The organism is Paraburkholderia sp. SG-MS1, from assembly GCF_012275575.1.
Taxonomy (GTDB): Bacteria; Pseudomonadota; Gammaproteobacteria; order Burkholderiales; family Burkholderiaceae; genus Paraburkholderia.
On the sequence record NZ_NPIH01000284.1, the window covers coordinates 1 to 22,878 of the forward strand.

Annotated in this window: 17 protein-coding genes; 5 read left to right on the forward strand and 12 right to left on the reverse strand. The window is 64.1% G+C overall.

The window, feature by feature from the left end; translation table 11 throughout:
• Nucleotides 1–399: 399 nt before the first annotated feature.
• Together CIC12_RS30795 and CIC12_RS30800 are read right to left on the reverse strand one after the other, a co-directional pair.
• Nucleotides 400–2,076 carry a tannase/feruloyl esterase family alpha/beta hydrolase gene (locus CIC12_RS30795; protein WP_168670019.1) on the reverse strand — a complete coding sequence of 559 codons (1,677 nt, stop codon included), beginning with the start codon at nucleotides 2,074–2,076 and terminating at the stop codon, nucleotides 400–402.
• Entirely contained in the window at nucleotides 2,073–3,206 is a 1,134-nt protein-coding gene (locus tag CIC12_RS30800; RefSeq protein WP_168670021.1) for an OpgC domain-containing protein, read from the reverse strand. Before CIC12_RS30800 ends, CIC12_RS30795 begins: the two co-directional genes overlap by 4 nt.
• Nucleotides 3,207–3,792: 586 nt before the next feature.
• Between CIC12_RS30800 and CIC12_RS30805 the strand changes: the two genes are divergently transcribed.
• Together CIC12_RS30805 and CIC12_RS30810 are read left to right on the forward strand one after the other, a co-directional pair.
• Nucleotides 3,793–4,923: an acyltransferase family protein gene (locus tag CIC12_RS30805; protein ID WP_168670023.1), complete on the forward strand. Its 1,131-nt coding sequence runs from the start codon at nucleotides 3,793–3,795 to the stop codon at nucleotides 4,921–4,923.
• Between the two features lie 152 nt (nucleotides 4,924–5,075).
• Nucleotides 5,076–5,333: a hypothetical protein gene (locus tag CIC12_RS30810; RefSeq protein ID WP_168670025.1), complete on the forward strand. Its 258-nt coding sequence runs from the start codon at nucleotides 5,076–5,078 to the stop codon at nucleotides 5,331–5,333.
• A gap of 123 nt (nucleotides 5,334–5,456) precedes the next feature.
• Here CIC12_RS30810 and CIC12_RS30815 read toward each other — a convergent pair whose 3' ends face one another.
• Together CIC12_RS30815 and CIC12_RS30820 are read right to left on the reverse strand one after the other, a co-directional pair.
• Nucleotides 5,457–7,361: an ATP-dependent metallopeptidase FtsH/Yme1/Tma family protein gene (locus CIC12_RS30815; RefSeq protein ID WP_168670027.1), complete on the reverse strand. Its 1,905-nt coding sequence runs from the start codon at nucleotides 7,359–7,361 to the stop codon at nucleotides 5,457–5,459.
• Nucleotides 7,362–8,095: 734 nt separating this feature from the next.
• Entirely contained in the window at nucleotides 8,096–8,380 is a 285-nt protein-coding gene (locus CIC12_RS30820) for a hypothetical protein (RefSeq protein WP_168670029.1), read from the reverse strand.
• A gap of 313 nt (nucleotides 8,381–8,693) precedes the next feature.
• Between CIC12_RS30820 and CIC12_RS30825 the strand changes: the two genes are divergently transcribed.
• On the forward strand, nucleotides 8,694–9,731 hold the full coding sequence (locus CIC12_RS30825; protein ID WP_168670031.1) for a helix-turn-helix domain-containing protein: 1,038 nt from the start codon (nucleotides 8,694–8,696) through the stop codon (nucleotides 9,729–9,731).
• A gap of 3 nt (nucleotides 9,732–9,734) precedes the next feature.
• On the opposite strand, the gene CIC12_RS30830 is transcribed toward CIC12_RS30825, so the two are convergent.
• Complete coding sequence (locus CIC12_RS30830; protein WP_168670033.1) at nucleotides 9,735–11,048, reverse strand: MFS transporter; 1,314 nt, start codon at nucleotides 11,046–11,048, stop codon at nucleotides 9,735–9,737.
• Between the two features lie 352 nt (nucleotides 11,049–11,400).
• Here CIC12_RS30830 and CIC12_RS30835 point away from each other — a divergent pair, with 352 nt between their 5' ends.
• Entirely contained in the window at nucleotides 11,401–12,024 is a 624-nt protein-coding gene (locus CIC12_RS30835) for an ABC transporter ATP-binding protein (protein ID WP_168670042.1), read from the forward strand.
• A gap of 94 nt (nucleotides 12,025–12,118) precedes the next feature.
• Here the strand turns inward: CIC12_RS30835 and CIC12_RS30840 are convergent, their stop codons facing one another.
• Together CIC12_RS30840 and CIC12_RS30845 are read right to left on the reverse strand one after the other, a co-directional pair.
• Entirely contained in the window at nucleotides 12,119–13,126 is a 1,008-nt protein-coding gene (locus CIC12_RS30840; RefSeq protein ID WP_168670044.1) for a zinc-dependent alcohol dehydrogenase family protein, read from the reverse strand.
• A 388-nt stretch (nucleotides 13,127–13,514) separates the two neighbouring features.
• On the reverse strand, nucleotides 13,515–13,829 hold the full coding sequence (locus CIC12_RS30845; RefSeq protein ID WP_168670046.1) for an antibiotic biosynthesis monooxygenase family protein: 315 nt from the start codon (nucleotides 13,827–13,829) through the stop codon (nucleotides 13,515–13,517).
• Between the two features lie 841 nt (nucleotides 13,830–14,670).
• Here CIC12_RS30845 and copM point away from each other — a divergent pair.
• On the forward strand, nucleotides 14,671–15,069 hold the full coding sequence (gene copM / locus CIC12_RS30850; protein WP_168670048.1) for a CopM family metallochaperone: 399 nt from the start codon (nucleotides 14,671–14,673) through the stop codon (nucleotides 15,067–15,069).
• 374 nt (nucleotides 15,070–15,443) lie between these two features.
• Here copM and CIC12_RS30855 read toward each other — a convergent pair whose 3' ends face one another.
• The 5 genes from CIC12_RS30855 to prpC all read right to left on the reverse strand — a co-directional run.
• Nucleotides 15,444–16,688, reverse strand: a complete 1,245-nt coding sequence (locus tag CIC12_RS30855; RefSeq protein WP_168670050.1) for an MFS transporter — start codon at nucleotides 16,686–16,688, stop codon at nucleotides 15,444–15,446.
• A gap of 342 nt (nucleotides 16,689–17,030) precedes the next feature.
• Nucleotides 17,031–17,381, reverse strand: coding sequence for a VOC family protein (locus CIC12_RS30860; protein ID WP_168670052.1), 351 nt, complete (start codon nucleotides 17,379–17,381; stop codon nucleotides 17,031–17,033).
• Between the two features lie 60 nt (nucleotides 17,382–17,441).
• Nucleotides 17,442–18,629, reverse strand: a complete 1,188-nt coding sequence (prpF, locus tag CIC12_RS30865) for a 2-methylaconitate cis-trans isomerase PrpF (protein ID WP_168670054.1) — start codon at nucleotides 18,627–18,629, stop codon at nucleotides 17,442–17,444.
• Between the two features lie 150 nt (nucleotides 18,630–18,779).
• Entirely contained in the window at nucleotides 18,780–21,377 is a 2,598-nt protein-coding gene (gene acnD / locus CIC12_RS30870) for a Fe/S-dependent 2-methylisocitrate dehydratase AcnD (protein ID WP_168670056.1), read from the reverse strand.
• 370 nt (nucleotides 21,378–21,747) lie between these two features.
• Nucleotides 21,748–22,878: bifunctional 2-methylcitrate synthase/citrate synthase (gene prpC, locus CIC12_RS30875; protein WP_168670058.1), on the reverse strand; the 1,131-nt coding region annotated here is incomplete at its 5' end.

Genomic DNA, 22,878 nt, shown 5'->3' on the forward strand with positions numbered 1-22,878 from the left:
GACCGGCACCGGCGGTGGCGTCGGCACGGGCACGGGTGCAACGCCCAATAGCCCGTCGATGAACCGCTCGAATAGCGACATGAACAATGGTATGAACCAGGGCACGCGCAGCGGCACCGGCACGAACGACATGAACAGTGGCGGCGGCACGATGCAGAAAGGCCAGTAAGCCATGGCCGAAGCGATAGCGCGGTAGCGCAGCCGCCTTGGTCACCCCACTCACTCCGGACAGGCGACGACGCCGATGGTGGCGCCGTCGCCTTTCTGTTTTCTTTGGCAAACGTGCTGCACCACAGGGGCATCGGGACGACTTGTTAGCCTTTCAACCCAACGGCAGTTTTTGCAAAGCGCTCTATCCCGGCGAAAGCCGGCACGCCGCGACAGTCTCCTGCAGCGCTCTCATCTCAAGGCACACTCGAAGCTGCCCGCAAGATTCACATTGCCTTTGCCGAGGTAGCGCGGAAACAGCGGATAGCGGCACAAAGGCCGGGAGCGTCCATTGGTCGCCGCGGCGATGTCGGTCGCCGTCAAGGTCTCGGGCGGCAGGCCGCGTGTCACCCAGTTGTCGAGCGCGCCCAGCAGATCCACCGACGGCACGAACACGCCGCTGCCATGCTGAAAACCCGGCACCATGTATAGCCGCATGAAACCGTCGACCTGCGCGGTGCCGAATCGATCGATCAGCGCCTCGTGATATGCGATCGTCTGATTCGGGCTGATGACTTCGTCGGCGAGGCCTTGCACGGTGATCAGCTTGCCGCCGCGCGCGATGTAGCGCGACAGGTCGGGGTTCATCGCGCCGATTGTCTGCGAGAGCGCGACCAGTTGCGCGCGATATTTTCCGGGCCGCTGCGGGTCGAATCCGAGCGAGTCAAAGTCCGCGTCCCGTGCCACGAAATAGCGGATATAGCCGTCGCCCTGCGCGAACAGATAACCGTTGGCATAGAACGTCGGCACCGGCAGACGCTCCGGCTGATGCCCGAGCCCGAGCAGCCCGGTCAGCCGCGTGCCCTGAAAAACGTTGTAGCCGCGATAGCCCGCCACGTCCCACGCCAGCCGGTAGGGCAAGGACAGGCCATCGCGCATCACCAGCAAGGTGGCGAGCTGCGCATCCGTCAGGCATTCATCGGATGCGTGCGCGGGTCCCGCGCAACGCAGCGAATCGACGATCTCCGCCTCATGCTCGCGACAGCCGGCGACGTCGCTGACGATACCGTCCGCCGCGCCGTCGAGCCGGTCGCAGGCAGCGAGCGTGCGTTGATAAACGCGGTCGAGCAAGGGCGGCGAAATGAAGCCGCCGGGCGTCGCGTACTCTGCGCGGCCGAGCTTCACGCCGAGCAGGCGCACGCCGGAGAAATTGAGCGCGGGGGAATTGGCGATCACGCCGTCGTAGTCGTCGGGAAAGCGCTGCATCACGGTGTAGCCTTCGCGCCCGCCGGTCGAGCCGCCGGCAAAATACATCCGCTGCGGCAGCCTGCCGTAAGCGCGCGCGATCAGCGCGAGCGCGACGTCGTGGGTCTTCTTCAGATGCGCATAGCCGAAATTCGTCACCGCTTCGTCGACGAGGCCGAACACCGCCAGCGACGAATCGCCGACATGCCCCGAGTCGTCGCCGAACGTCGCATAGCCTTGCGCGAGCGGCGCGCGATCCGGCGAAAACGGCATCACGCCGGTGCCGCTCACCACCACGCCGTTGTAGCCGCCGCCGCCGATCTGCAGCGCGCGGCCGTTCCAGCGGCGCGGCAGATTCAGATCGAAACGGATATCGGGCGTGCTCGCCTTGAGCCCCTCGATGCGTCCGGTGATGCGGCAATACTCGCCGCCTTGCTGATTGCCGGGCGCAGTCGCGCGCACCATGGCCGCGGTTTCGATCCGCGCGCCGGCGGTCGGCAACGCAATCAGTTCAGGAGACAGCACCGCGCCCGCGAATTCCGCGCAGCGCATCGCGAGAGGCGCCCCGGCGGCCGAGGCAAACACCGTGTGAGCCGCAAGCGAGAGCAGCGCGGCAGCGGCGGCGGACCCTGCCGCCGTACGCACATTCCCTCCGCGACGCCGACCGCGCCACTGCACCGTCATCCGTAACCCGCGCCATTGGCGGGCGCACCCGACTGCTGTTCTTTCCAGCCGCTCCAGCCGCGCGCGATCATCAGCACGGCGCCGATCGCGACGAGATCGCCACTCAGCCCGATCAACACGCCGCGCAAGCCATGAAACGTATGCGGCGTGGCGGTGTCGACGATCAACGACACCAGCGTGCCGGCGACGAAACACACGAGCCCGGTGCGCCCGACCGTCACCACCGCGGGCAGCCGCCGCGCGAGCCGCGCGATGCTGCCCATGCGCACGAGCTGCGCGGCCAGCCAGGCGATGACGATGAAGTTGATCACACGATCCACGGAGAGGTTCTGTTTAAACGTGCCGGGCAACGGTTGCGTCAGCACGAAGAGTTTAACGATGGCGAACGCCAGCACCGCGACCACTGCGGCGCGCGTGATCCAGCGCGCGGTACGGCTTGCGTGAAAGCACTCGCTGATAGGCTGCACCCGGCACAGCATGCCGAGCACGAACATCAGTTGCCATGCAAACGGATTAAAAGCCCAGTCGGCCATGTCGTCAATGCTGAATAACGCGGCCAGCGGACGGGCGAAGGCCCAGATCGCCACGCTCAGACCGAGCGCGATCCACGGCGCGCGGCGCGCGAGCGGCACCGAGAACGGCACGCACAGCGCAAACATCACGTACATCGGCAACACGCTCGACAGATACGGTTGACGCCGCAGCACCGCGATATCGAACGCCGTGCGCAGCGGCTGACCCGCGAACGGCGTCCAGCCCGTCAGCTCGACCATCGGCGGATTCAGATGCAGCAGTGCGAGGAGCGCGCCGGACACGAGCGTCAACATCGCCGTCAACAGATAGGCGCGATAGATTTCCCAGCAGCGTCTGACAAAGCGCATTTTCGCCGCGCTCTCCCCACGGCCTGCGAGCACCGCTGTATACGCCGCAGCCGACGCATAGCCGCCGAGGAACACGAACACTTCCGCCGAGTCGCACAACGCGTACGCATGCAACATCAGGTGCGACAACGTGCTGCCTGGAATGTGGTCCAGCACGATGACGATCAGCACGAGGCCGCGGAAGAAATCCACTTCGATCGAGCGCCCCCTGGCGGGACTTGCTTCGGCACGGCCACGACGAATGTCCATTCAGGCTCTCGGGGAATGGCGTGAACGACGCGCCGGGGAAAGCGGCCATGAGCAATGTCCATGAGCCGCCGTCGTTCGTAGGAACACCATGACGATAATTCGTTCCGGCGAGCCGCGTGCGTGCTGCCAACGCGCGCTGACAAGCGGCCTCTAATTGCGTTCCTCAAGACGGCAATCTGAAATCGCGCTGTCGGCGTGCGGTAATACTGAGGCATCGCGACTTCGATTCGCGGCAAGTTTTGCGGGTTTCGTGCGCAAAAGGCGTGTAGCGCCGGCCATGAGCGTGGAAAAAAAATCGCCGAATGCACGCGACGATTTTTTTCGCTTTTTTTCATCGTACGATGGTTGCACGCTTGCCCGCCGGAGCTCGCGCGCGTCAGTTGCGCGATGCCCTCTTGCGGCGGCGGCCACTCATGTGGACCGGACACGTTGCCAGCCGAACCTCAAACGGGCGGCTCGCCAGGCGTCATGACGACGCCCTCTTTTCGCCGCGGCCAGGCTTAGCCATCGCCGGGCACACCGGTCCTTCCACTACCGCCCTGAACGGCTGCGCGCCGCGCCCCCCTTCGCTCTGGAAGACAACCACATGAACAACAGAATTGCCGGCTTCGACGGATTGCGCGCCATCGCAGTGCTGATGGTATTTTTTCAGCACCGGCTATTTGGCGACATCGGCGAGATCGGGCATCTCGGTGTATGGATCTTCTTCGCGCTGAGCGGCTTTCTGATCATCGGCATTCTTTCCACGCAACGTTTGCGCATCGAAGCAGGTACCAGCCGGTTCGGCGCCGAACTCAGGCGCTTCCTGTTTCGCCGGACCCTACGCATCTTTCCGATCTATTACCTGATGCTGGTGGTGATGTGCGTGCTGATGGCGTTCGGTCTCGCGAGCCCCGAGCTCGCGAGCGGCATGCCGTTTCATTTCGCGTATCTGTCGAACTTCTGGATCGGTTCGGTGTTGCGTTTCTGGCCGGGGCGCTACTCGCATTTGTGGAGTCTTGCGATCGAGGAGCAGTTTTATCTCGTGGTGGCGCCGCTCTTGCTGCTGGTTGCCGTGCGGCGGCATCGCGCGGTGTGCTGGACGATCGTCGTGCTCGGACTGGCTTCCCTGCTGACGATGCGCGCCGCGCATTGGGACGAGATCACGATCTACACGCATCCGTTGACCAACTTCTGGCTGCTGGCATTGGGTGGGATCGGCGGTTTAATGATCGCCCGCGAGCAAAGCGCCCTGCGGGCCTGGCTCGGATGCGGCATGACGCTGTTCGCTTTGAGTCTCGCCCTCGTGGGCTTGTGCGCGACCGAGCCGCGGTGGAGCGAACTGGACAATCCGATGCTATTCACCGTGATCAGCGCGGTGTACGGCGTGTGCATCGCGGCGCTGGTCGGCTCGATTGCGTGCTGCCGCAATGCGGTTGTCATCGGTATGCTCGAAACGGGCTGGTTGGTAAGCTTCGGACGCATCAGCTATGGCTTTTACCTCTATCACAACCTGATTCCCGATCTGAGCCGCAACCATCACGCTGCGGCGTTTTTCGGCGGCACGGTGCCGCTATGGGCGCGCGCGGCGGGCATTGCCGGGTCGTTTGCAATCTCGCTGGCGATAGCGGTGCTGTCCTGGCGGCTGATCGAGGAGCCGATTCTCCGGCTGAAGACGCGGCGCAAGTCTGCTGCGCATGCGGCGCGCCCGGTTGCGGCGCAAACCCCTGTGCGTTGAAGCCCCGCCATGAACGCGCGCCGCGCGAAGACGGCACCGCCTCCGACGCTGCCTGAGCGCTCGCGCTGCGTAGAGCGCTACGTCGAGACATCAAAGGGGTCGTGGAACGCGGCTTGCGGCATACCGTTCAGTCTCATCAACCGGAGAACGTCGTGGCAAACACCGCAAATGTCCCGAACGAGCCTGACGAGCACGAGCGGCGGGCCGACGAAGACCCGGGCAGCCCTCCCACCGAGGTGTCCAAACCGATCGGAGATGCGATTCCGACGCCGGTCGAACCCGGCCTCGATCAGCCGTTGCCGCACAAAGGCGAGGACCCTGTGCCGGAAAAAGAGGAAGGCGACGGCACCGCATTAGGCGATACCGACACGCCGGGCGTGCCTGAACCCGGACCGTCCGACTTCGCGTAGCGCGCGGCGACGCTCGAAAGACCAGGTCCGAGGCAGCAAGTGCGGGAGCAGCAAAGGGTGTACAGGAACCGCGCTTGCGCGCCCGTTGACCTTGAAGCCGCGCTCAGCAGGACGCGTTGACGCTCAAGCCGCAGCCGGCTCGTGCACGATCTTGAGCGTGCTCTTGTGTTCCTTGATCAACCGGTAGACCGTTTCGCCGGGGACGGTTTCATGCTCCAGCAGTTCGTCGGCGATCGCGCGCAGCACCGGTTCGTACGCATGCAGCAGGTTGTAGCAAAGCGCGTTCAATTCCTTGAGCAGCACGTTCGCATGCTCGATCGCGCTCTTCATCTGCAAGCCCGCGTACTGCGACGGCAGCGCCGCGAGGCTGAACAGATCGCCGTCGCTGTTGAAGCCGAACTTCGACACCATGTCGAGGCTGATTCGCGACGCCTCCTGCAAATCCGATGCGGCGCCGCTCGATGCTTCGGAGAACGTCAGAATTTCCGCGTTGCGCCCGCCCAGCAGCACCTGGATCTCGTTGCGGATTTCGGTCTCACGGTACAGATGCTTGTCCTGCGCCTTGGTGATGAGCGCGACGCCCAACGCGCCGCCGCGCGGCAGGATCGTCACCTCTTCCAGCACGCCAGTGCCCAGCAGCGCGGCAACCAGTCCATGTCCCGCTTCATGCACCGCGATGCGGGTCCGTTCGTCTTCGCTAAGCGCGCGCTCGGCGCCGCTCACGTCGCCGATACGCGCAATCTTGATCGCTTCCATGAAATGCTTCGCGGCGATTTCCGTATCGCCGGCTTTGCGCGCGACGAGCCCCGCCTGGTTCACCACCATCGCGACCGTGGCCGGCGACAGGCCCGTGGTCAACCGCGCGAGCTGGTCATAGTCGATATCCGCGGACTTCGACTTCAGCTTCTCCGCGTAGAAGCGGAAAATCTTCGCGCGGTCTTCTCGATCGGGCAAACGAACCTGCACGGTGCGATCGAACCGGCCCGGCCGGCGCAACGCCTCGTCGAGATTGTCGGGATGGTTGGTCGCAGCGACGATGATGACCCCTTCGTTCGACGCGAAGCCGTCCATTTCCGCCAGCAACTGATTGATGATCCGGTTGCTCTCGGCTTCGACGGGACCGCCGCCGGTATCGGTGCGTTTCGCGAGACCGTCTGCTTCGTCGATGAAGATCACCGTGGGCGCATTCTTGCGCGCCAGTTCGAACAAATGCTTGACCTTCTGAATGCCGACTCCGTAGTACTTCGCGCTGAAGTAGCTGCCGGTGATCGAAATGAAGCTCGCGCCGCATTCGCCGGCCAGCGCCTGCGCGAGCCGCGTCTTGCCGACGCCCGGGCCGCCCACCATCAGAATGCCGCACGGCGCGCGCACGCCCATCGACGTGAACTGCTTCGGATCGGACAAATAGCCGCGAATGTCGGCGAGAGCGGCTTTCGCTTCACCCGCGCCGATCACGTCGTCAAAGCGCAGCGCGGGCGTTTCGCTGAGCAGCTTCGCGCCGCCCTTCATTTCGCGCCGCATGAACCACACCATCCCGCCGATCAGCAACAGCGGCAACAGCACGCTGATCGCGTCACGCACGTGGTCCAACGCCTGCGTCAGGCGCGCGCCGTCGGTGCGGATGTCCGCATCGGGCAGCCACACGAGTTGATACGGCGCAGCCTCGCCGGATTTGGGTTCGCCGAGCAACAACGCGTGCGAGAACGTCGCGTTGTGGTCGGTGACGAAATACTTCGCGCCGTCACGGGTCGACACGAGGATCGCGCTGGGGCTCACGCCAATCGCGGCTACCCTGGCGTCGTGAATATCGCGCAGCATCTCCGACGCGTCTTTCTCTTCATGCGTCCATCCGGACGGGTCGTGGCGCATCTGGCTCGCCACGCCGGTCAGCGCGGTCGCCGCCTGCGCCGCGCGCTGTCGGGAATGCCAGAAGCCCAACGCGAGCATTACCGCGATGAGAACCACCATCATCGCGACGGTCATCTTGCGTGTACGTCTTTTCCCAAGCGAATTGTTTCCCGGCTTCATAAGTCACTTCCAAAAACGGGCTCAAAAGGCAAGCCCCAATACTTGTCAAAATCAGGGAGGCGGAGAGTAGCGGGGGAAATCGGCTATGCGATAAACACCGCGCGTGCGGGGAAGAAAGGAGAACCAGGCATGCGTCCCTTTTTGCCGCGTCCGCCAGCGACAGTATGTCGCGTGATTGCGTCTTCCAAATCGCGGAAAAGGCCTGTTTCTACTGTCAATCCCGGGTTTGACGCCGTCGGCATCAACGAAACGGGGCGAAGATTTGAGAGGCATGACTGCACTGCTCCGGCGCATAGTTTATCAGCGTTAAATTACCCGCGTGGTTTGAATAGCTATATTTAACCGCACCCCAATTGATGCGGTCAGAATTACTTCCGTCTGAGTTTATTTAAATGCCCGTTAAAATAAACAGTCGGCCATGATGCGTGGTTTTTACGCGAGGACACCGGCCTATTGCGAGATAAGGCGGGCGCGCCTTGGCGGCAAACAGCGGATGGTAAGTCTGGACGTTGGCGGTACGCCTGCGATCCGACCACGGCTGCGGCGACACCGCATGGATTCACGCGGCCAGTTGTCTTTCAGGTCAGGGCAGATGAGCGACGCGCCTCTTCGGGCCGTTCGCATCATCGCCACTTTCTCTCAGGTCCTACGGTTTTTATGATCGAAGCTGGCCCGCATCGATAGGATTCTTTCTGCTTTGCTAACCGGGTCCTCACCCTCCACCATTAACCGGCTCAGGCGGCCGTGCGTCGCTTCAGCCCGGTCCGCGCTTCGCTTGCCAGCCTTTCCAGCAGCCTTGCGGTCCGTTGTCGCTGGCTCGCAATGAGTTCATGCGTCTCTTCGAGCGCCCGGACGCGTTTTTCCCAATACTCGCGGTCGAACCCATGCTGCAAGTGCGCCGCGCCCTCGCGCGTGACGTACTCGACCATGTTCTCGAGATGTTCCAACTGGCTGTCCACCAGATTGGCCGGACGCCGCCCGCCGCTTTGCGCGGTGGGTTGCCTGATCGTGCCCCTCATCGTTCATACCCCGTGTCTTGCCTGCTGGCAAAGCGTGGACCTCGCCGCCCATCGGGCCGTACCCGACGGGCCGGCTTGTCTTGCGCAGTTGCGATTTCCGGTGCGGAACCTCAGCGAGCCCGCCTGCGGCGCCGTCGGCGAAACCGACCTGCAATCTAATCGTGCGACGATATCGCAGCTTTTTTGTTACGCTTGACCACCTGTCTCAATATTTGACGCTCGGCGCGAGAAATATTCGTTCACCGGCCACTTGCCGCCGTGCTGTCGCCGCAACCGCTGCTCACCGCGGTTACCTCGTCGCCCCAACCGAATCATGAACCAGCGTTCACTGCCGCCCCATCTGGCCGCGGCTGCCGCCGCCGATTCACGCTCGATCATTTCGACGAGCCGTTTCAGCACGCGCGGACTTGCGCCTGACGAGCAATTCCTCGCCTGGCGTCAGCGCGTGGGGCACGTGGTCGACGCGCCGCCGTCGAAGGAGCAGATCGCGCGGGGCTTTCGCGGTGAAATCGACCTCTATGCGGTCGGCGGGATGGTGCTGACGGACTGCCGCACCGATTCGATGCGGCTGGAACGCTCGGTGGCGCGCGTGTCCACCGACACGCGGCGCGATTACGTATTCCAGCTCTTTCTCGAAGGAGAAGTCGGCCAGGTGACGGGCATGCGCAAGAAGCGCAGCGATCCGGGCTCGGTGCAGGGCATCGTCGCGTTCGATCTGAACCAGCCGTTTCGCGCCGAACGCCCCGAGAGCCGGCTACTCAGCCTGTTCGTGCCGGCCGCGCTCGTCGACGAGGGCTTGCGCGACGGCGCCGGGATTCACGGGCGCATCGTTCAGAAGGAGTCGCCGCTGGCGGGCGTCGTGCTGGATCATCTCGCGGCGCTCGCCCGCGACATCCCCTCGCTCGATCCGGCCGCCGCCATCGACGCGCTGCAGGCCGGCGCGCAGTTGCTGCTCGCGGCGTTTCGCAAGGCGGCAAATCTGAGCGGCACGGACCGCGCCGCGCTGCAGGCCGCGTTGATGGGACGGGTGCGCCGTCACGTCGAGGCCAACCTGCATCAGCCCGACCTCACGCCGACCAGCGTGGTCGAGGCGCTGCAACTGAAACGCGCGACGATCTACCGCTGGTTCGAGCATGAAGGCGGCCTCGGCGCCTATATTCGCCATCGCCGGTTGCGGGAAGCGGCGGACGAACTGGTCCGGTTTCCGCATCGGCACGTCGTGGAAATTGCCTACGGACTCGGCTTTAACAGCGCGTCCGACTTCACCCGCGCGTTTCGCCGCGCCTTCGACATGAGCCCGCAGGACATGCGCGTTCGCGCGCTGGACCTGCAGCGTCAGCAGCTGCCGTAGCGCTCAGGCGATTGGCCGGGCCACCCGGCTGTCGGCGCACGCAAGGGGCGCCGCCGGCTCCGGAAACAATTTCAGCGCGATCAGCGTCAGCATGGTCGCGCCCATCAGATACCAGGCCGGAATCATCGGATCGCCCGTGCGCTCGATCAGCCATGCGACGAGAAATGGCGAAAAGCCTCCGAACAGCACCACGCCGACGCTGTAGATCAGCGACAGCCCGGCCGCGCGCCGGTGCGCCGGGAACGCCTCCATCATCAGCACCGAACCCGCGCCCGCGTTGTTGACGGCCAGCGCCACATACGCGGTGATGATGACGAGCGCGGCGAGGTCGCCCGCGCCGTGGGTCAGTGCACGGAACGCGAGCCACGCCACTAGCAGCGACGCCCACAGCGACGCGTACTGCAAGGTCTTGCGGCTCGCGAACCGGTCGGCCGCGCGTGCGACGAGCGGCGTCACCACGAGAATCACAAGGCCCGACAGGCAGGCCGTCAGCAAACTGATCGCCGGCGGCCGATGCAGCGTACGAACGAGGTAGGCCGGCATGTAGAACACAGTGATGTAGATGCTCACCGAGGGCGCGGCCATCATCAGCATGCCGCAGACGAGTGCTCGCCGGTGCTCCGCGAACAGCCGCCGCGGGTCGAGCCGCACGCGCTGGCGCGGTGCGGCCGCCGGCATGCGGCGTCGCAGATACCAGCCGACCGGGCCGATCAGGCCGCCCAGCACGAACGGGACGCGCCACCCCCATTCGAGCATCGCCGCAGGCGACAGCAACGCCGTGGTGCTCGCGCCGACCAGCGCGGCGGCGAAGGCGGCGGCGCCCTGGCTCGCGCCGCGCCAGCTCACCATGAAGCAGCGCTGCCGGTCACCCGCAGACTCCATCAGCGAGGCCGATGCGGGGCCGATTTCGCCGCCCGCCGCGAGTCCCTGCATCAGCCGCGCGAACACCATCAGCATGGTCGCCGCCGGACCGATCGACGCATGGCCCGGCAGGCACGCGATCAGCCACGTGCCGAGCGTCATCAGTGCGAGCGATACCGTGAGACCGGCCTTGCGGCCGCGGCTGTCGGCGATGTGGCCGATCATCAGCGCGCCGAGCGGGCGCATCACGAAGCCGGCGCCGAAGGTGGCGAGCGACAGCAGCAGCGACGCCGCGGAACTGCTCGACGGGAAGAACAGCTTGCCGATGATGCCGGCCGAGAAGCTATAGACGGTGAAGTCATAGGCAACGAAGCCGTTGCCGATCACGATCGCGATGATGATGCGCCGGAGTTCGGCGCGGGATGGCGGGGCCTGGGTGCCGGCGGCGGTGTGCATGGGTGGCGGTCGGCGGTTCGTTGAGGGGTTAAGGGAAGGGGCGTCGCAAAGGGGGTTGTCGCTACGGGGCTCGCTTTCGGTCTCCGTCGGTTCCCGTCGTTAACGGCCCGCCGTCGCGTAACTTGATGAGCGAGCGGCGGTGTCGCCTTCCCGAGCGCATATCGCGCTGCAGACTTCCCGTCACGACGATGCTCGCTCAGTTCGATTTTGATCCCGAGTGACAACACGATCCTATGCCGGAATTCGAGTGCGACACCTAAGCGCATCGGCGCGCGTGGCGCTGCTACACTGGCGCGACGCTAATCCGCCAGCCCATCCACGCGCCCTTGCCGCCGACCCACGCTCCAACTTCATGCTTCGATTCGACCACCTCAGCAAGCAGTACAGCGAACGCGTCATCTTCGAGGAGCTGCATTACGACGTCGCGTCGGGATGCATCGCGTTAAACGACGAATCCGGCAGCGGCAAATCGACCCTGCTCGGCATCCTCGCCGGCACGCTCGTAGCCGACGCCGGCGAAGTGTGGCTCGGCGGTCATTCGCTGCGCCGTGAGCCGCTCGCCGCCAAGGGCGTGCTCACGTATGTGCCGGAAGATTGCATGCCCTCGCCGGACCGAACCGGCCGCGAGTACCTGGGCCATGTGGCGTCGGAGAGAAAGACGACCGTCGGGAGCGACACGTTCGATCTGGCCGATCGCTTCGGTCTCGCGCCGCATCTCGACAAGCGCTTCGAGCAGACGTCGTTCGGCAGCCGCAAGAAGTTTTTCCTGACGGCAGCCGCGCTCGGCGAAACCAGAGTGGTGATTGCAGATGAGCCAGTGGGCGGACTCGATGCGAGCGCACGGACCGTGCTGGCCGATCTGTTCAGAACGCTGGCCCGCACCCGCACCGTCTTTTTCACGAGCTACGACGCGGCTTTTACTCAAGCATGCGAGGCGACCAGCATCAGCTTCGCCGAGCTCGCGGGGCGCGGCTAGCGGAGCATCGCGCGCCGCCGCGCGTGTCGAGCGCAGCAGCAGCGGGCGCGGCACCGCGAACCTTGGTGCCACGCGCGTCCGCCGAGTGCGCAACTCACACGGCCACGCAGATTTTCCCGAAGTGAGTGCCCGATTCCTCGTGCCTGAAGGCGTCGCCGAGTTTGTCCAGCGTGAACGTGCTGTCGATCACCGGCTTGATGCCCGTCACTTCCAGCGCACGAATCATGTCGAGCTGATCCTGGCGGCTGCCGACGATCAACCCCTGCAAACGCTGCTGCCTCGCCATCAACGCCGCTGTCGGCACCGGGCCCGCGCGGCCGGTCAACACGCCGATCAGCGCAATATGGCCGCCGATCCGGCAAGCGGTAATCGATTGCGGCAAGGTGCCCGGACCAGCCACTTCGATCACGTGATCGACACCGCGCCCGCCCGTCAACTGACGAACCTGCTTGCCCCACTCGGGGTTGTCGCGATAGTTGATCGTATGGTCCGCCCCGAGATCGCGCAGCTTCGCAAGTTTCGTCTCCGATGACGACGTCGCGATCACCGACGCGCCCATCGCCCTGGCGATCTGCAAGCCGAAGATCGACACGCCGCCCGTGCCGAGTACGAGCACCGTGCTGCCCGCCTTCAACTGCCCGTCGACGACGAGCGCGCGCCACGCGGTCAGCCCGGCCGTGGTCAGTGTGGCGGCTTCGGCGTGACTGTAGCCGCGTGGCGCGTGCGTGAAGTAGTGGCTCGGCAGGACGACGACTTCGCGTGCGTAACCATCGACGCCGTCGCCGGGCGTGGTCGAGAAATCGCCGATCGCCGGCGGGCCGTTTTCCCAGAACGGGAAGAAGCACGACACGACGTGATCGCCCGCCTTGAAGTCGCTGACGCCCTCGCCGACTGCTTCGACGACGCCCGCGCCGTCCGCCATCGGAATGCGGCCCGCTTCGGCCGGCAGGTTGCCGTTCACCACACCAAAGTCGTGGAAGTTCAACGAATTCGCGTAAATGCGCACGCGAATCTGGCCCGCCGCAGGTTGACCGGGATCGGGGAGATCGACCACCTGGAGATTCGCCACGGTGGCGGGCGAACCGATCTTGACGGCTTTCATGTTTGTTTTCCTTTCGTGAGCTTTGTCGGCTGCGTGGGCTTGGTGAGCAACGCGCGCGCCTTACGTTACGCACGCGCTTTGCAAGCACGCTTGAGCAGCGTGGCGTGCATCGCTCGATGCTTGCCTCGCAACAAGCATCCACCCGCCATTCGAGTCGCAGAAGAATACCGTATGCACGATTTGCGCGTCGGCACACGCGCATAGGCCCCATACGCAACGCGTTCATTGATAGGTCATGGCGAACGTAGCGATTCCTTTTACCGTGCTCGCACCCACCGTTCCCGTCGAAATGGACTGCGCGCTCAGCGCAATGCGCGTCGTGCTCGACGACGCCCCGCCCACTCGCCGGACCATAGCAAGTGCAATGCGGGACACCGCCTGAAAGCGACTACTTCACTGTCTGGATAACTTCGAAGCCCTCGAATTCCGGGTGCCCGAGATAGAGGACGCGGTTCTCGTTGCCCGCGCTCCGATGCGCGGCCCGAAAGGCTTCCGATTTCGTCCACGCTTCGAACGCCGCGTGGTCGCGCCAGATCGTATGGCTGGAATACAGAACGTGATCTTCCTTGCGCGGTCCCCTCAGCAGATGAAATTCCACGAAGCCCGGAACCTCTTTCAGATGCGTGTCACGAGACGTCCACAGGTGTTCGAAGGCGGCCTCGGACCCTGGCGTCACTTTGAAGCGGTTCATGGCGATATACATGCTGTCGGCCTCTTTGCAGTAGCGGTACGGTTGGCGGCCAGCGGACTCTCCAGCCGGCTCATTCACGAGTCGTGGGCCCGCGACGCGGCTTTTTATTATAGGCCTGCACTTGCCGACGCTTTGCTCAGCGCGCCTACGTCTGCATCGCAGCAGGATTCAATTCCATATGCAGGATCCAGCCAGCGTTGCGGACAGTCTTCGGCGATTTGCACATGCTGGCCCGCCTCGCACTCCAGGGACGACGCCATAAAGGCCGCGAAACGATCGCTGCGGACGGTATAAAAGTCCCGTGCAGCAAAATGCGCGCGTTACGACGCGGTTGGCGTCGTAGCGCAGTCTCTCGAGGAACCGGAAGAACACGGCGGCCGGTCTGATGCGGCAGCCGCCGCGGGCGCGCGCACCGGCGCCTCCTCGATCGAACTGGCTCGCTGACAGCTATCAGGCCGCCCGTTGGATTGTCCGACCCGGCGTCTGGCATCCGTCAAAGGGGCTTGACTTTACCGCAGTGTGAAGGTCCACGCTTGAGCCTGGTTTCCGATAGGAGCAGGAAATGGAATTCGCAATTCCCGACATAGCGTCTGGTGGATGCGCCAATGCAATCAGCCGTGCCGTCACCCGTCTGGCCCCGCAGCGAAGCCCGAGCTTGACGTCGCCCTCGAGCGCGTCGAGGGCGTCTCGACGCTGTCGCGGCAGCGGCTCATCAAGGTGATCGAGGCGGCGGCTTTGCATCCCTCTCCAGAAAATTGAAGGCATGCCTGCGGGACAACACGACGCCTGGTTAAACTTTCGCTTCCCCGGCAGCAGGTCGCTCGAGACACTCTTCACCAACGGACATCCCACTATGAAAAACCTTCGCGCATTTCGTGCTCTTTGTTTGTTCAGCGGCTTGACGTTCGCCGCGGCGGCCATGCCGGCCCACGCGCAGCAAGCGCCCGCGATGCACGGCATGCACATGTCCGGCTCGGAGCATGCGGATTCAGGCGAATCGACGCAAGCGTTCAAGGCCGCCGACGACAAAATGATGCAGAACATGAGCGCCCCCGACTACACCGGAGACGCCGACAAGGACTTCGTCGCTCACATGATTCCGCACCATCAGGGGGCGATCGACATGGCGCAGGTGGAATTGAAATACGGCAAGGACCCGGAGATCAGGCGCCTCGCGCGGGACATCGTCAAGGCGCAGCACGATGAGATCGCGTTCATGCGTCGCTGGCAGGCAAAGCACGGCGGGAAGTAAGCAGCAACCCACGCCGCCGGGTTGAGCGTGGGGCATGCTGCACAGGGTGCACTGCCCAATGCGCGGTCGTCCATAGTGACACCACCCGCGGCGCGGGCATCACTTCAAACAATCCTGGCGCCCCTGCGTTTCGCCGCACCTTTCAGTCGTGCGGTGAACGCCTCGCTCGCGTCGTCCAGCGGCGCGCGCGACTTCTTCAGTTTTGGAGCACAACACCGAATACATACCAGTTCGGCGCGTCGGCCGTTGTCGCGCCTGGTTGTTGCGGTCGCCATTTTTATGTCCTCTCATTGACCGCTGAAACTACTGAACTCTGCGAATGCGAACTTGCGTTGCTTGGGCGAGCGCTGGTCGGCAAGCGCATCACATGCCGCTCACCATAGCGGCCGTTTGCGCAGCAGAGGCCTCATCGCGATCAAGCCGATGATCGGGCCGGGCAGCAGCAGCCAGGCGACCCGTGCATCGAGCGAATGATAGGCACTCGTCGACCACAGGATCGAACACGCCGACAGGAAAAAGCCAAAGCTGTTCTGCAAGGTCAGCGCGCCGCCGATTTTATCGGCGGGACAAGCCTTGACCGACAATGCGGAGAACTGCGGCGAATCGGCGATCACGCTGATGCCCCACACCAGCAACAGCGCGAGTTGCCCCTTAGTACCCAACGCCGACGACAACGGGTAGACGGCGCACAGCGTGCCCGATATCGTCAACGCGAGCGCGGCGGTGCGCGCGCTGCCGATCGACTTGCTGAGCCTGCCGCCGAGCAGACATCCCATTGCACCGATCGCGATGATCAGAAACGACCAGAGCGCGACGGCACTGGCGGACACCTGCGCGCTGCCTGCAAAAGCCCGCTGCACCAGCAGCGGCGCGAGCGTCCAGAACGCATACAACTCCCACATATGCCCGAAGTAGCCGAGCGCGGCCGCGCGAAACTCGCTGATGCGCAGGACTTGCCCCACGCCCGCCGACATCCCCGCACGCCCGTTGCCGGCGCGTCGCGCGTGCGGCCCTTCGCCGAGCACGAAGACCACCAGCGCGCCGATCACCGCGAGCACCGACGACGCCAGCACCACGGCCTGCCAGGGAACGGTCGCAAACAACGCCCGTATCGCATGCACCGATGCCGTACCGAGCGTCAGCATAGCGACCAGCAACGCGAGTGTTTGCGCGGCACGGCGTGGGTCCCACGACACGAGCAGCTTCATCCCCAGCGGATAGATGCCGGCCAGCGCGACCCCCACGCCGAAGCGGAACACGATTGCCGAGGCGAGTCCGCTGCTGCAAAGCGCAAACAGCGCGTTGAGCGTGGCGCCGAGCACGCCGCACACCGCAAATATCTTGCTGGCAGAGATACGATCAGCGAGTCCTGTCGTCGCCGAGAGCAATGTGCCGACAATAAAGCCGGCCTGCACCGCATTCGTCAGCCAGCCGATCCCGGATGCGTTCAGTTGCCATGCTGCCTGCAGGTCGCGCATCGCGCCATTCGCGCTGAACCATAGCGACGTGCCCAGCAGTTGAGCCACGGCGATCACCAGCACGGCGCGATTCGCCCGCGCCGCGATGGCGGCTGCGTTCGCCGTGCCCGCCGCGTCCGCAGCATCCAGCCTGTCCTCCATCCCGCCTCCTCCGGCCCGTTCGTTCGCCCGGCCTGCGCGACGCGCCATTGTTGTATCGAGGGCCCCGCCATGTCACGTGAGCGGAACTTACCCGAGCAACTGTATATTTTTTTGCGGACGACCAGTCAACTTAGTGGCTATAAATTCTAACTGACCGATTCCTTGTCCTCGCTAGCGTCGTCCACTGCTGCCTAACGCCAGGCGGTGGCGAGCATGGAAGCTCCGTAAATCTTTGACATGTTCTTCGCTTTCCTTTTTCCGCCCGGCCCCACCCGGCATTGAGCTGGCTGCTGCAGTGCAGGCGTGAACGACCGGCCGGCCCGATCGACACTGCACGTCATGTCACACGTGCTCAAGCACATTGACGAGCTTGCCGAACGGATCGCGCACATGGAAGCGCCGCACGCCCCACGGTTCGTCGACCGGTCCATACTCGATCGGAATGGCCGCCGCCCTCACGCGTTCGAGCGCGGCGGCAAGATCATCGACTTCGATCGACAGATCGGGCACAGGCGTGTTCGATCCTCCCTGTGAAGCGAAGCTGATCTGAACAGTCATCGTTTCGGAAGACCCGTACGTTGCGATCCAGCCAAGATCCATCAGCAGATCGAGGCCGAAGATCTGCTGGTAGAAGCGCTTTGCATCATCCACCGCCTTGGTGCCGATATTCGCAGCGATTCTTTTGACTTTCATGGATCCCTCCGCAACCGTGTAACGAACACATGCCTGAGCGGTACGCGAGACAGCCGGGGCTCATCCCTCCTGCGGCACCCGCACCCACCCTTCCATCAACACGCGCGCGCTGCGGCTCATCATGGCCTTCGTCACCGTCCATTCGCCATCCCTGCGGCTCGCTTGCGCGCCCACCCGCAGCGTCCCCGACGGATGTCCGAAGCGCACCGCCTCACGCTCGCCGCCGCCCGCCGCCAGATTCACGAGCGTGCCCGAAATCGCCGCCGCCGTGCCGATCGCTACCGCCGCCGTGCCCATCATCGCGTGATGCAGTTTGCCCATCGACATCGCCCGCACCAGCAGATCGACGTCGCCCGCGCCGACGCGTTTACCGCTCGACGCCACGTAATCGGCCGGCTTCGCGACGAACGCGATCTTCGGGGTATGCTGCCGCGTCGCGATCTCGTCGAGATGCTTGATGAGACCCATGCGCAGCGCGCCATGCGCGCGAATGGTTTCGAACATCGCAAGCGCCTTCTCGTCGCTATTGATCGCGTCCTGCAACTCCGTGCCCGTGTAGCCGATCGCCTGCGCCTCCACGAAGATGGTCGGAATGCCCGCGTTGATCATCGTCGCCTTCAGCGTGCCGACGCCGGGCACGTCGAGGTCGTCGACCAGATTGCCGGTGGGGAACATCGAGCCGCCCGCGCCCTCTTCGTCCGCAGCCGGGTCCATGAATTCGAGCGGGACTTCCGCCGCGGGAAAGGTCACACCGTCGAGTTCGAACTCGCCGGTTTCCTGCACGGCCCCATCGGTCATCGGCACGTGCCCGATGATCGTCTTGCCGATGTTGGCCTGCCAGATGCGCACGGTGGCCACGCCGTCGCGCGGAATGCGGCTCGCGTCGACGAGACCCGCACTGATCGCGAACGGCCCGACGGCGGCGGACAGATTGCCGCAATTGCCGCTCCAGTCGACGAAGGCTTTGTCGATCGACACCTGGCCGAACAGGTAATCCACGTCGTGATCGGGCCGGCTGCTTTTAGCGATGATCACCGTCTTGCTGGTGCTCGACGTCGCGCCGCCCATGCCGTCGATCTGCTTGCCATACGGATCGGGGCTGCCGATCACGCGCATCAGCAGCGCGTCGCGCGCGGCACCGGGTACCTGAGCCGCCTCGGGCAAATCCTGCAGGCGGAAGAACACGCCTTTGCTGGTGCCGCCACGCATGTAGGTGGCCGCAATCTTGATCTGCGGTTGATGGGCCATGAATGTCCTTTCCTGATGTGAGCGAGCGGCGTGGCCTGAGAAGAAAGCCACACCGCCCATGCTGCATTAAGTTCACCACTGCTTCGCCGTGCTGCGGCAGATGCCGGCGACGCAATCAAAGCGAACCGGTCAAATTCAAATCGAACCCGCTCAAGCCGCCGCCTTCGACGACTCGAGAAAGTCCTGCGCAAAGCGTTGCAACACGCCGCCGGCTTCGTAGATGGACACCTCCTCTGCGGTATCGAGCCGGCACGTCACCGGCACCTCGACGCGCTGACCGTCCCTGCGCTGAATCACGAGCGTCAGATCCGCACGCGGCTTACGCTCACCGATCACGTCGAACGTCTCCGTCCCGTCGATGCCGAGCGTGAGGCGGTTAACACCAGGTTTGAACTCCAGCGGCAACACCCCCATGCCTACGAGGTTCGTGCGGTGAATACGCTCGAACCCTTCCGCGACGATCGCTTCCGCCCCCGCCAGACGCACGCCCTTCGCCGCCCAGTCGCGCGACGAACCCTGCCCATAGTCGGCACCGGCAATCACGATCAGCGGCTGCTTGCGTTCCATATACGTTTCGATCGCTTCCCACATGCGCGTAACCTTGCCTTCGGGCTCGATGCGCGCGAGCGATCCGGCTTTCACCTTGCCGTCTTCGAGCACCATCTCGTTCTTCAGCGTCGGGTTTGCAAAGGTCGCGCGCTGCGCGGTCAAATGATCGCCGCGGTGAGTCGCATAGGAATTGAAGTCCTCTTCCGGAAGGCCCATTTTCGCGAGGTATTCGCCGCTCGCGCTGTCCGGCAGAATCGCGTTGGACGGCGACAGGTGGTCCGTCGTGATGTTGTCGCCGAGCACCGCCAGTGGGCGCATGCCCCTGAGCGTGCGCTCACCAGCAAGCGCCCCTTCCCAATACGGCGGACGGCGAATGTAGGTGCTCATCTCCCGCCAGTCGTATAGCGGGTTGGCTCGTTCGCCTGAATCGACGGAGGCCGTGAACATCGGTTCGTACACCTTGCGGAACTGCTCCGGCTTCACGCTCGACGCAACGATCGCGTCGATCTCTTCATCCGACGGCCAGATGTCCTTCAGCGTCACGGCATGGCCGTCGGCGTCGATGCCGAGCACGTCTTTCTCGATGTCGAAGCGAATCGTGCCCGCAATCGCATACGCGACGACCAGCGGCGGCGAGGCGAGAAACGCCTGCTTCGCGTACGGATGAATGCGGCCGTCGAAATTGCGGTTGCCCGACAGCACGGCAGTCGCATACAGATCGCGCTCGACCACTTCTTTCTGGATCACTGGATCCAGCGCACCGGACATGCCGTTACACGACGTGCACGCATACGCGACGACGCCGAAGCCGAGCTTCTCCAGCTCAGGCAGCAGCCCCGCCTCCTCGAGATACAACGTGACCGCCTTCGAGCCCGGCGCAAGCGAGGTCTTCGCCCACGGCTTGCGAGTCAGTCCGCGTCGGTTCGCGTTGCGCGCGATCAGGCCGGCGGCGATCATGTTGCGCGGGTTGTTGGTATTCGTGCAACTGGTGATCGCGGCGATGATCACCGCGCCGTCGGGCATCAGTCCCGGCTCGTTCTCCACCTTGCCGCTGATGCCGCGCGCCGCCAGTTCCGACACCGGCAAACGGCGATGCGGATTCGACGGCCCGGCCAATGTACGCACGACGCCCGACAGATCGAACGTCAGCACCCGTTCATACTGAGCGTGCTTCAGCGTGTCGGCCCACAGGCCGGTTTCTTTCGCATACGTTTCCACGAGTTTGACGAGTTGATCGTCGCGGCCCGTGAGTGTCAGGTACTTGATGGTCTGCTCGTCGATGTAGAACATCGCGGCCGTCGCGCCGAATTCAGGCGCCATGTTGGCGATGGTCGCGCGGTCGCCGAGCGTCAGCTTGCTCGTGCCTTCACCATAGAATTCGAGGTACGCGCCGACCACCTTTTCCTTGCGCAGGAATTCGGTCAGCGAGAGCACTACGTCGGTCGCCGTGATGCCCTCGCCCGGCTTGCCCGTCAGCTCCACGCCGACAATATCCGGCAAGCGCATATACGACGCGCGGCCGAGCATCACGCTTTCCGCTTCGAGCCCGCCCACGCCGATCGCGATCACGCCGAGCGCGTCCACCATCGGCGTATGCGAATCGGTGCCGACCAGCGTATCGGGGAACGCCACGCCATCTTTTACCTGCACGACCGGGCTCATGCGTTCGAGGTTGATCTGATGCAGGATGCCGTTACCGGGAGGGATCACGTCGACATTCTGAAACGCGCGCTTGGTCCAGTTGATGAAATCGAAGCGGTCTTCGTTGCGGCGATCTTCGATCGCGCGGTTCTTGGCGAACGCATCCGGATCGAAACCGCCGCATTCGACCGCGAGCGAATGATCGACCACGAGTTGCGTCGGCACCACCGGATTGACCAGCGCCGGGTCGCCGCCTTGCGCGGCAATCGCATCGCGCAGGCCGGCGAGGTCGACCAGCGCGGTCTGGCCGAGAATGTCATGACATACCACGCGTGCCGGAAACCACGGAAAATCCAGCTCGCGCTTGCGCTCGATGATCTGCTCGAGCGACGCGGTGAGCGTCGCCGGATCGCAGCGGCGCACGAGATTTTCGGCCAGCACGCGCGACGTGTACGGCAGCGTGTCGTACGCGCCGGGCCGGATCGCATCGACCGCGGCACGCGTGTCGAAGAAATCGAGCTGGGTGCCGGGAAGGCGTTTGCGGTTTGCAGTATTCATGGCTTGGGAACCAACAGTAATGAGCCGGGGACGGCGGCGGCATCGGTCACGCTTGGCCGCGTCTTGTCAGGTGACGCTTCGCTTGCGGACCGGTCAGGCAATGGGTGTAGTTTAGCTCGCTGATTGCGGCCGTTCGTTCGAATGCGTTGCATGCTACGTTGCGCGAGCGGCTGATTATGCCGCCGCTTCGGCCACCGCGAAAAAGGCGGCCTTGACCCGGGGTATCGGCGAGCCAAGGCCCAACTTCATTGCATCGCGCCTGGAAGACGCAACGCAGGAGAAACGCTTGCGCGGCGGCCTTACTGCTTTTTACTGCTTTTTGCTGCTACGCATTCAACGGCTGACAGATGCGCTTTCGAGCGCCTTTGCGTCAGACGCGTTTGGCAAGCGGTACGAACGGCAGATCGTCGGGTCCGGTGTAATTCGCGCTCGGCCGGATGATCTTGTTGTCGATACGCTGCTCGATGATGTGCGCGCTCCAGCCGGCCGTGCGCGCGATCACGAAGATCGGCGTGAACATCGCCGTCGGCACGCCCATCATGTGATACGAGACCGCGCTGAACCAGTCGAGATTCGGGAACATCTTCTTCGCATCCCACATCACCGATTCGAGCCGCTCGGCGATATTGAACAGCTTCGGGTTGCCCGCTTCCTTCGACAGCTTCCTCGCGACTTCCTTGATGACCTTGTTGCGCGGATCGGAGATCGTGTAGACCGGGTGGCCGAAGCCGATCACCACCTCCTTGTTCCCGACGCGGCGGCGAATATCGGCCTCGGCTTCGTCCGGGCTCTGATAGCGCGACTGGATCTCGAACGCGACTTCATTGGCGCCGCCGTGCTTCGGACCGCGCAGCGCGCCGATCGCACCGGTGATCGCCGAATAAAGGTCCGAGCCCGTGCCCGCGATCACGCGGCCGGTAAACGTCGACGCGTTGAACTCGTGCTCGGCGTACAGGTTCAGCGACACGTGCATCGCATCGACCCACGACTTCGACGGCTCGACGCCATGCAGCAGATGCAGGAAGTGGCCGCCGATCGAATCGTCGTCGGTCTCGACTTCGATGCGCTTGCCGTTGTGCGAGTAGTGATACCAGTACAGCAGCATCGAGCCGAGCGAGGCCATCAGCTTGTCGGCGATATCGCGCGCGCCCGGCAGGTTGTGATCGTCCTTCTCCGGCAGCACGGTGCCGAGCACCGACACGCCGGTGCGCATCACGTCCATCGGATGCGCGGCGGCCGGAATCCATTCGAGCGCGGCCTTGACGTTCGCGGGCAGCCCGCGCAGGCCCTTGAGCCGGGTCTTGTAGGCAGTCAGCTCGGCCTGGGTCGGCAGCTTTTCATGGACCAGCAGATAAGCGATCTCTTCGAATTCGCACGCGCTCGCGATGTCGAGAATGTCGTAGCCGCGATAGTGCAGATCGTTGCCGGTCTTGCCGACGGTGCACAGCGCGGTGTTGCCCGCCGTCACGCCGGACAGCGCGACGGATTTCTTCGGTTTGAA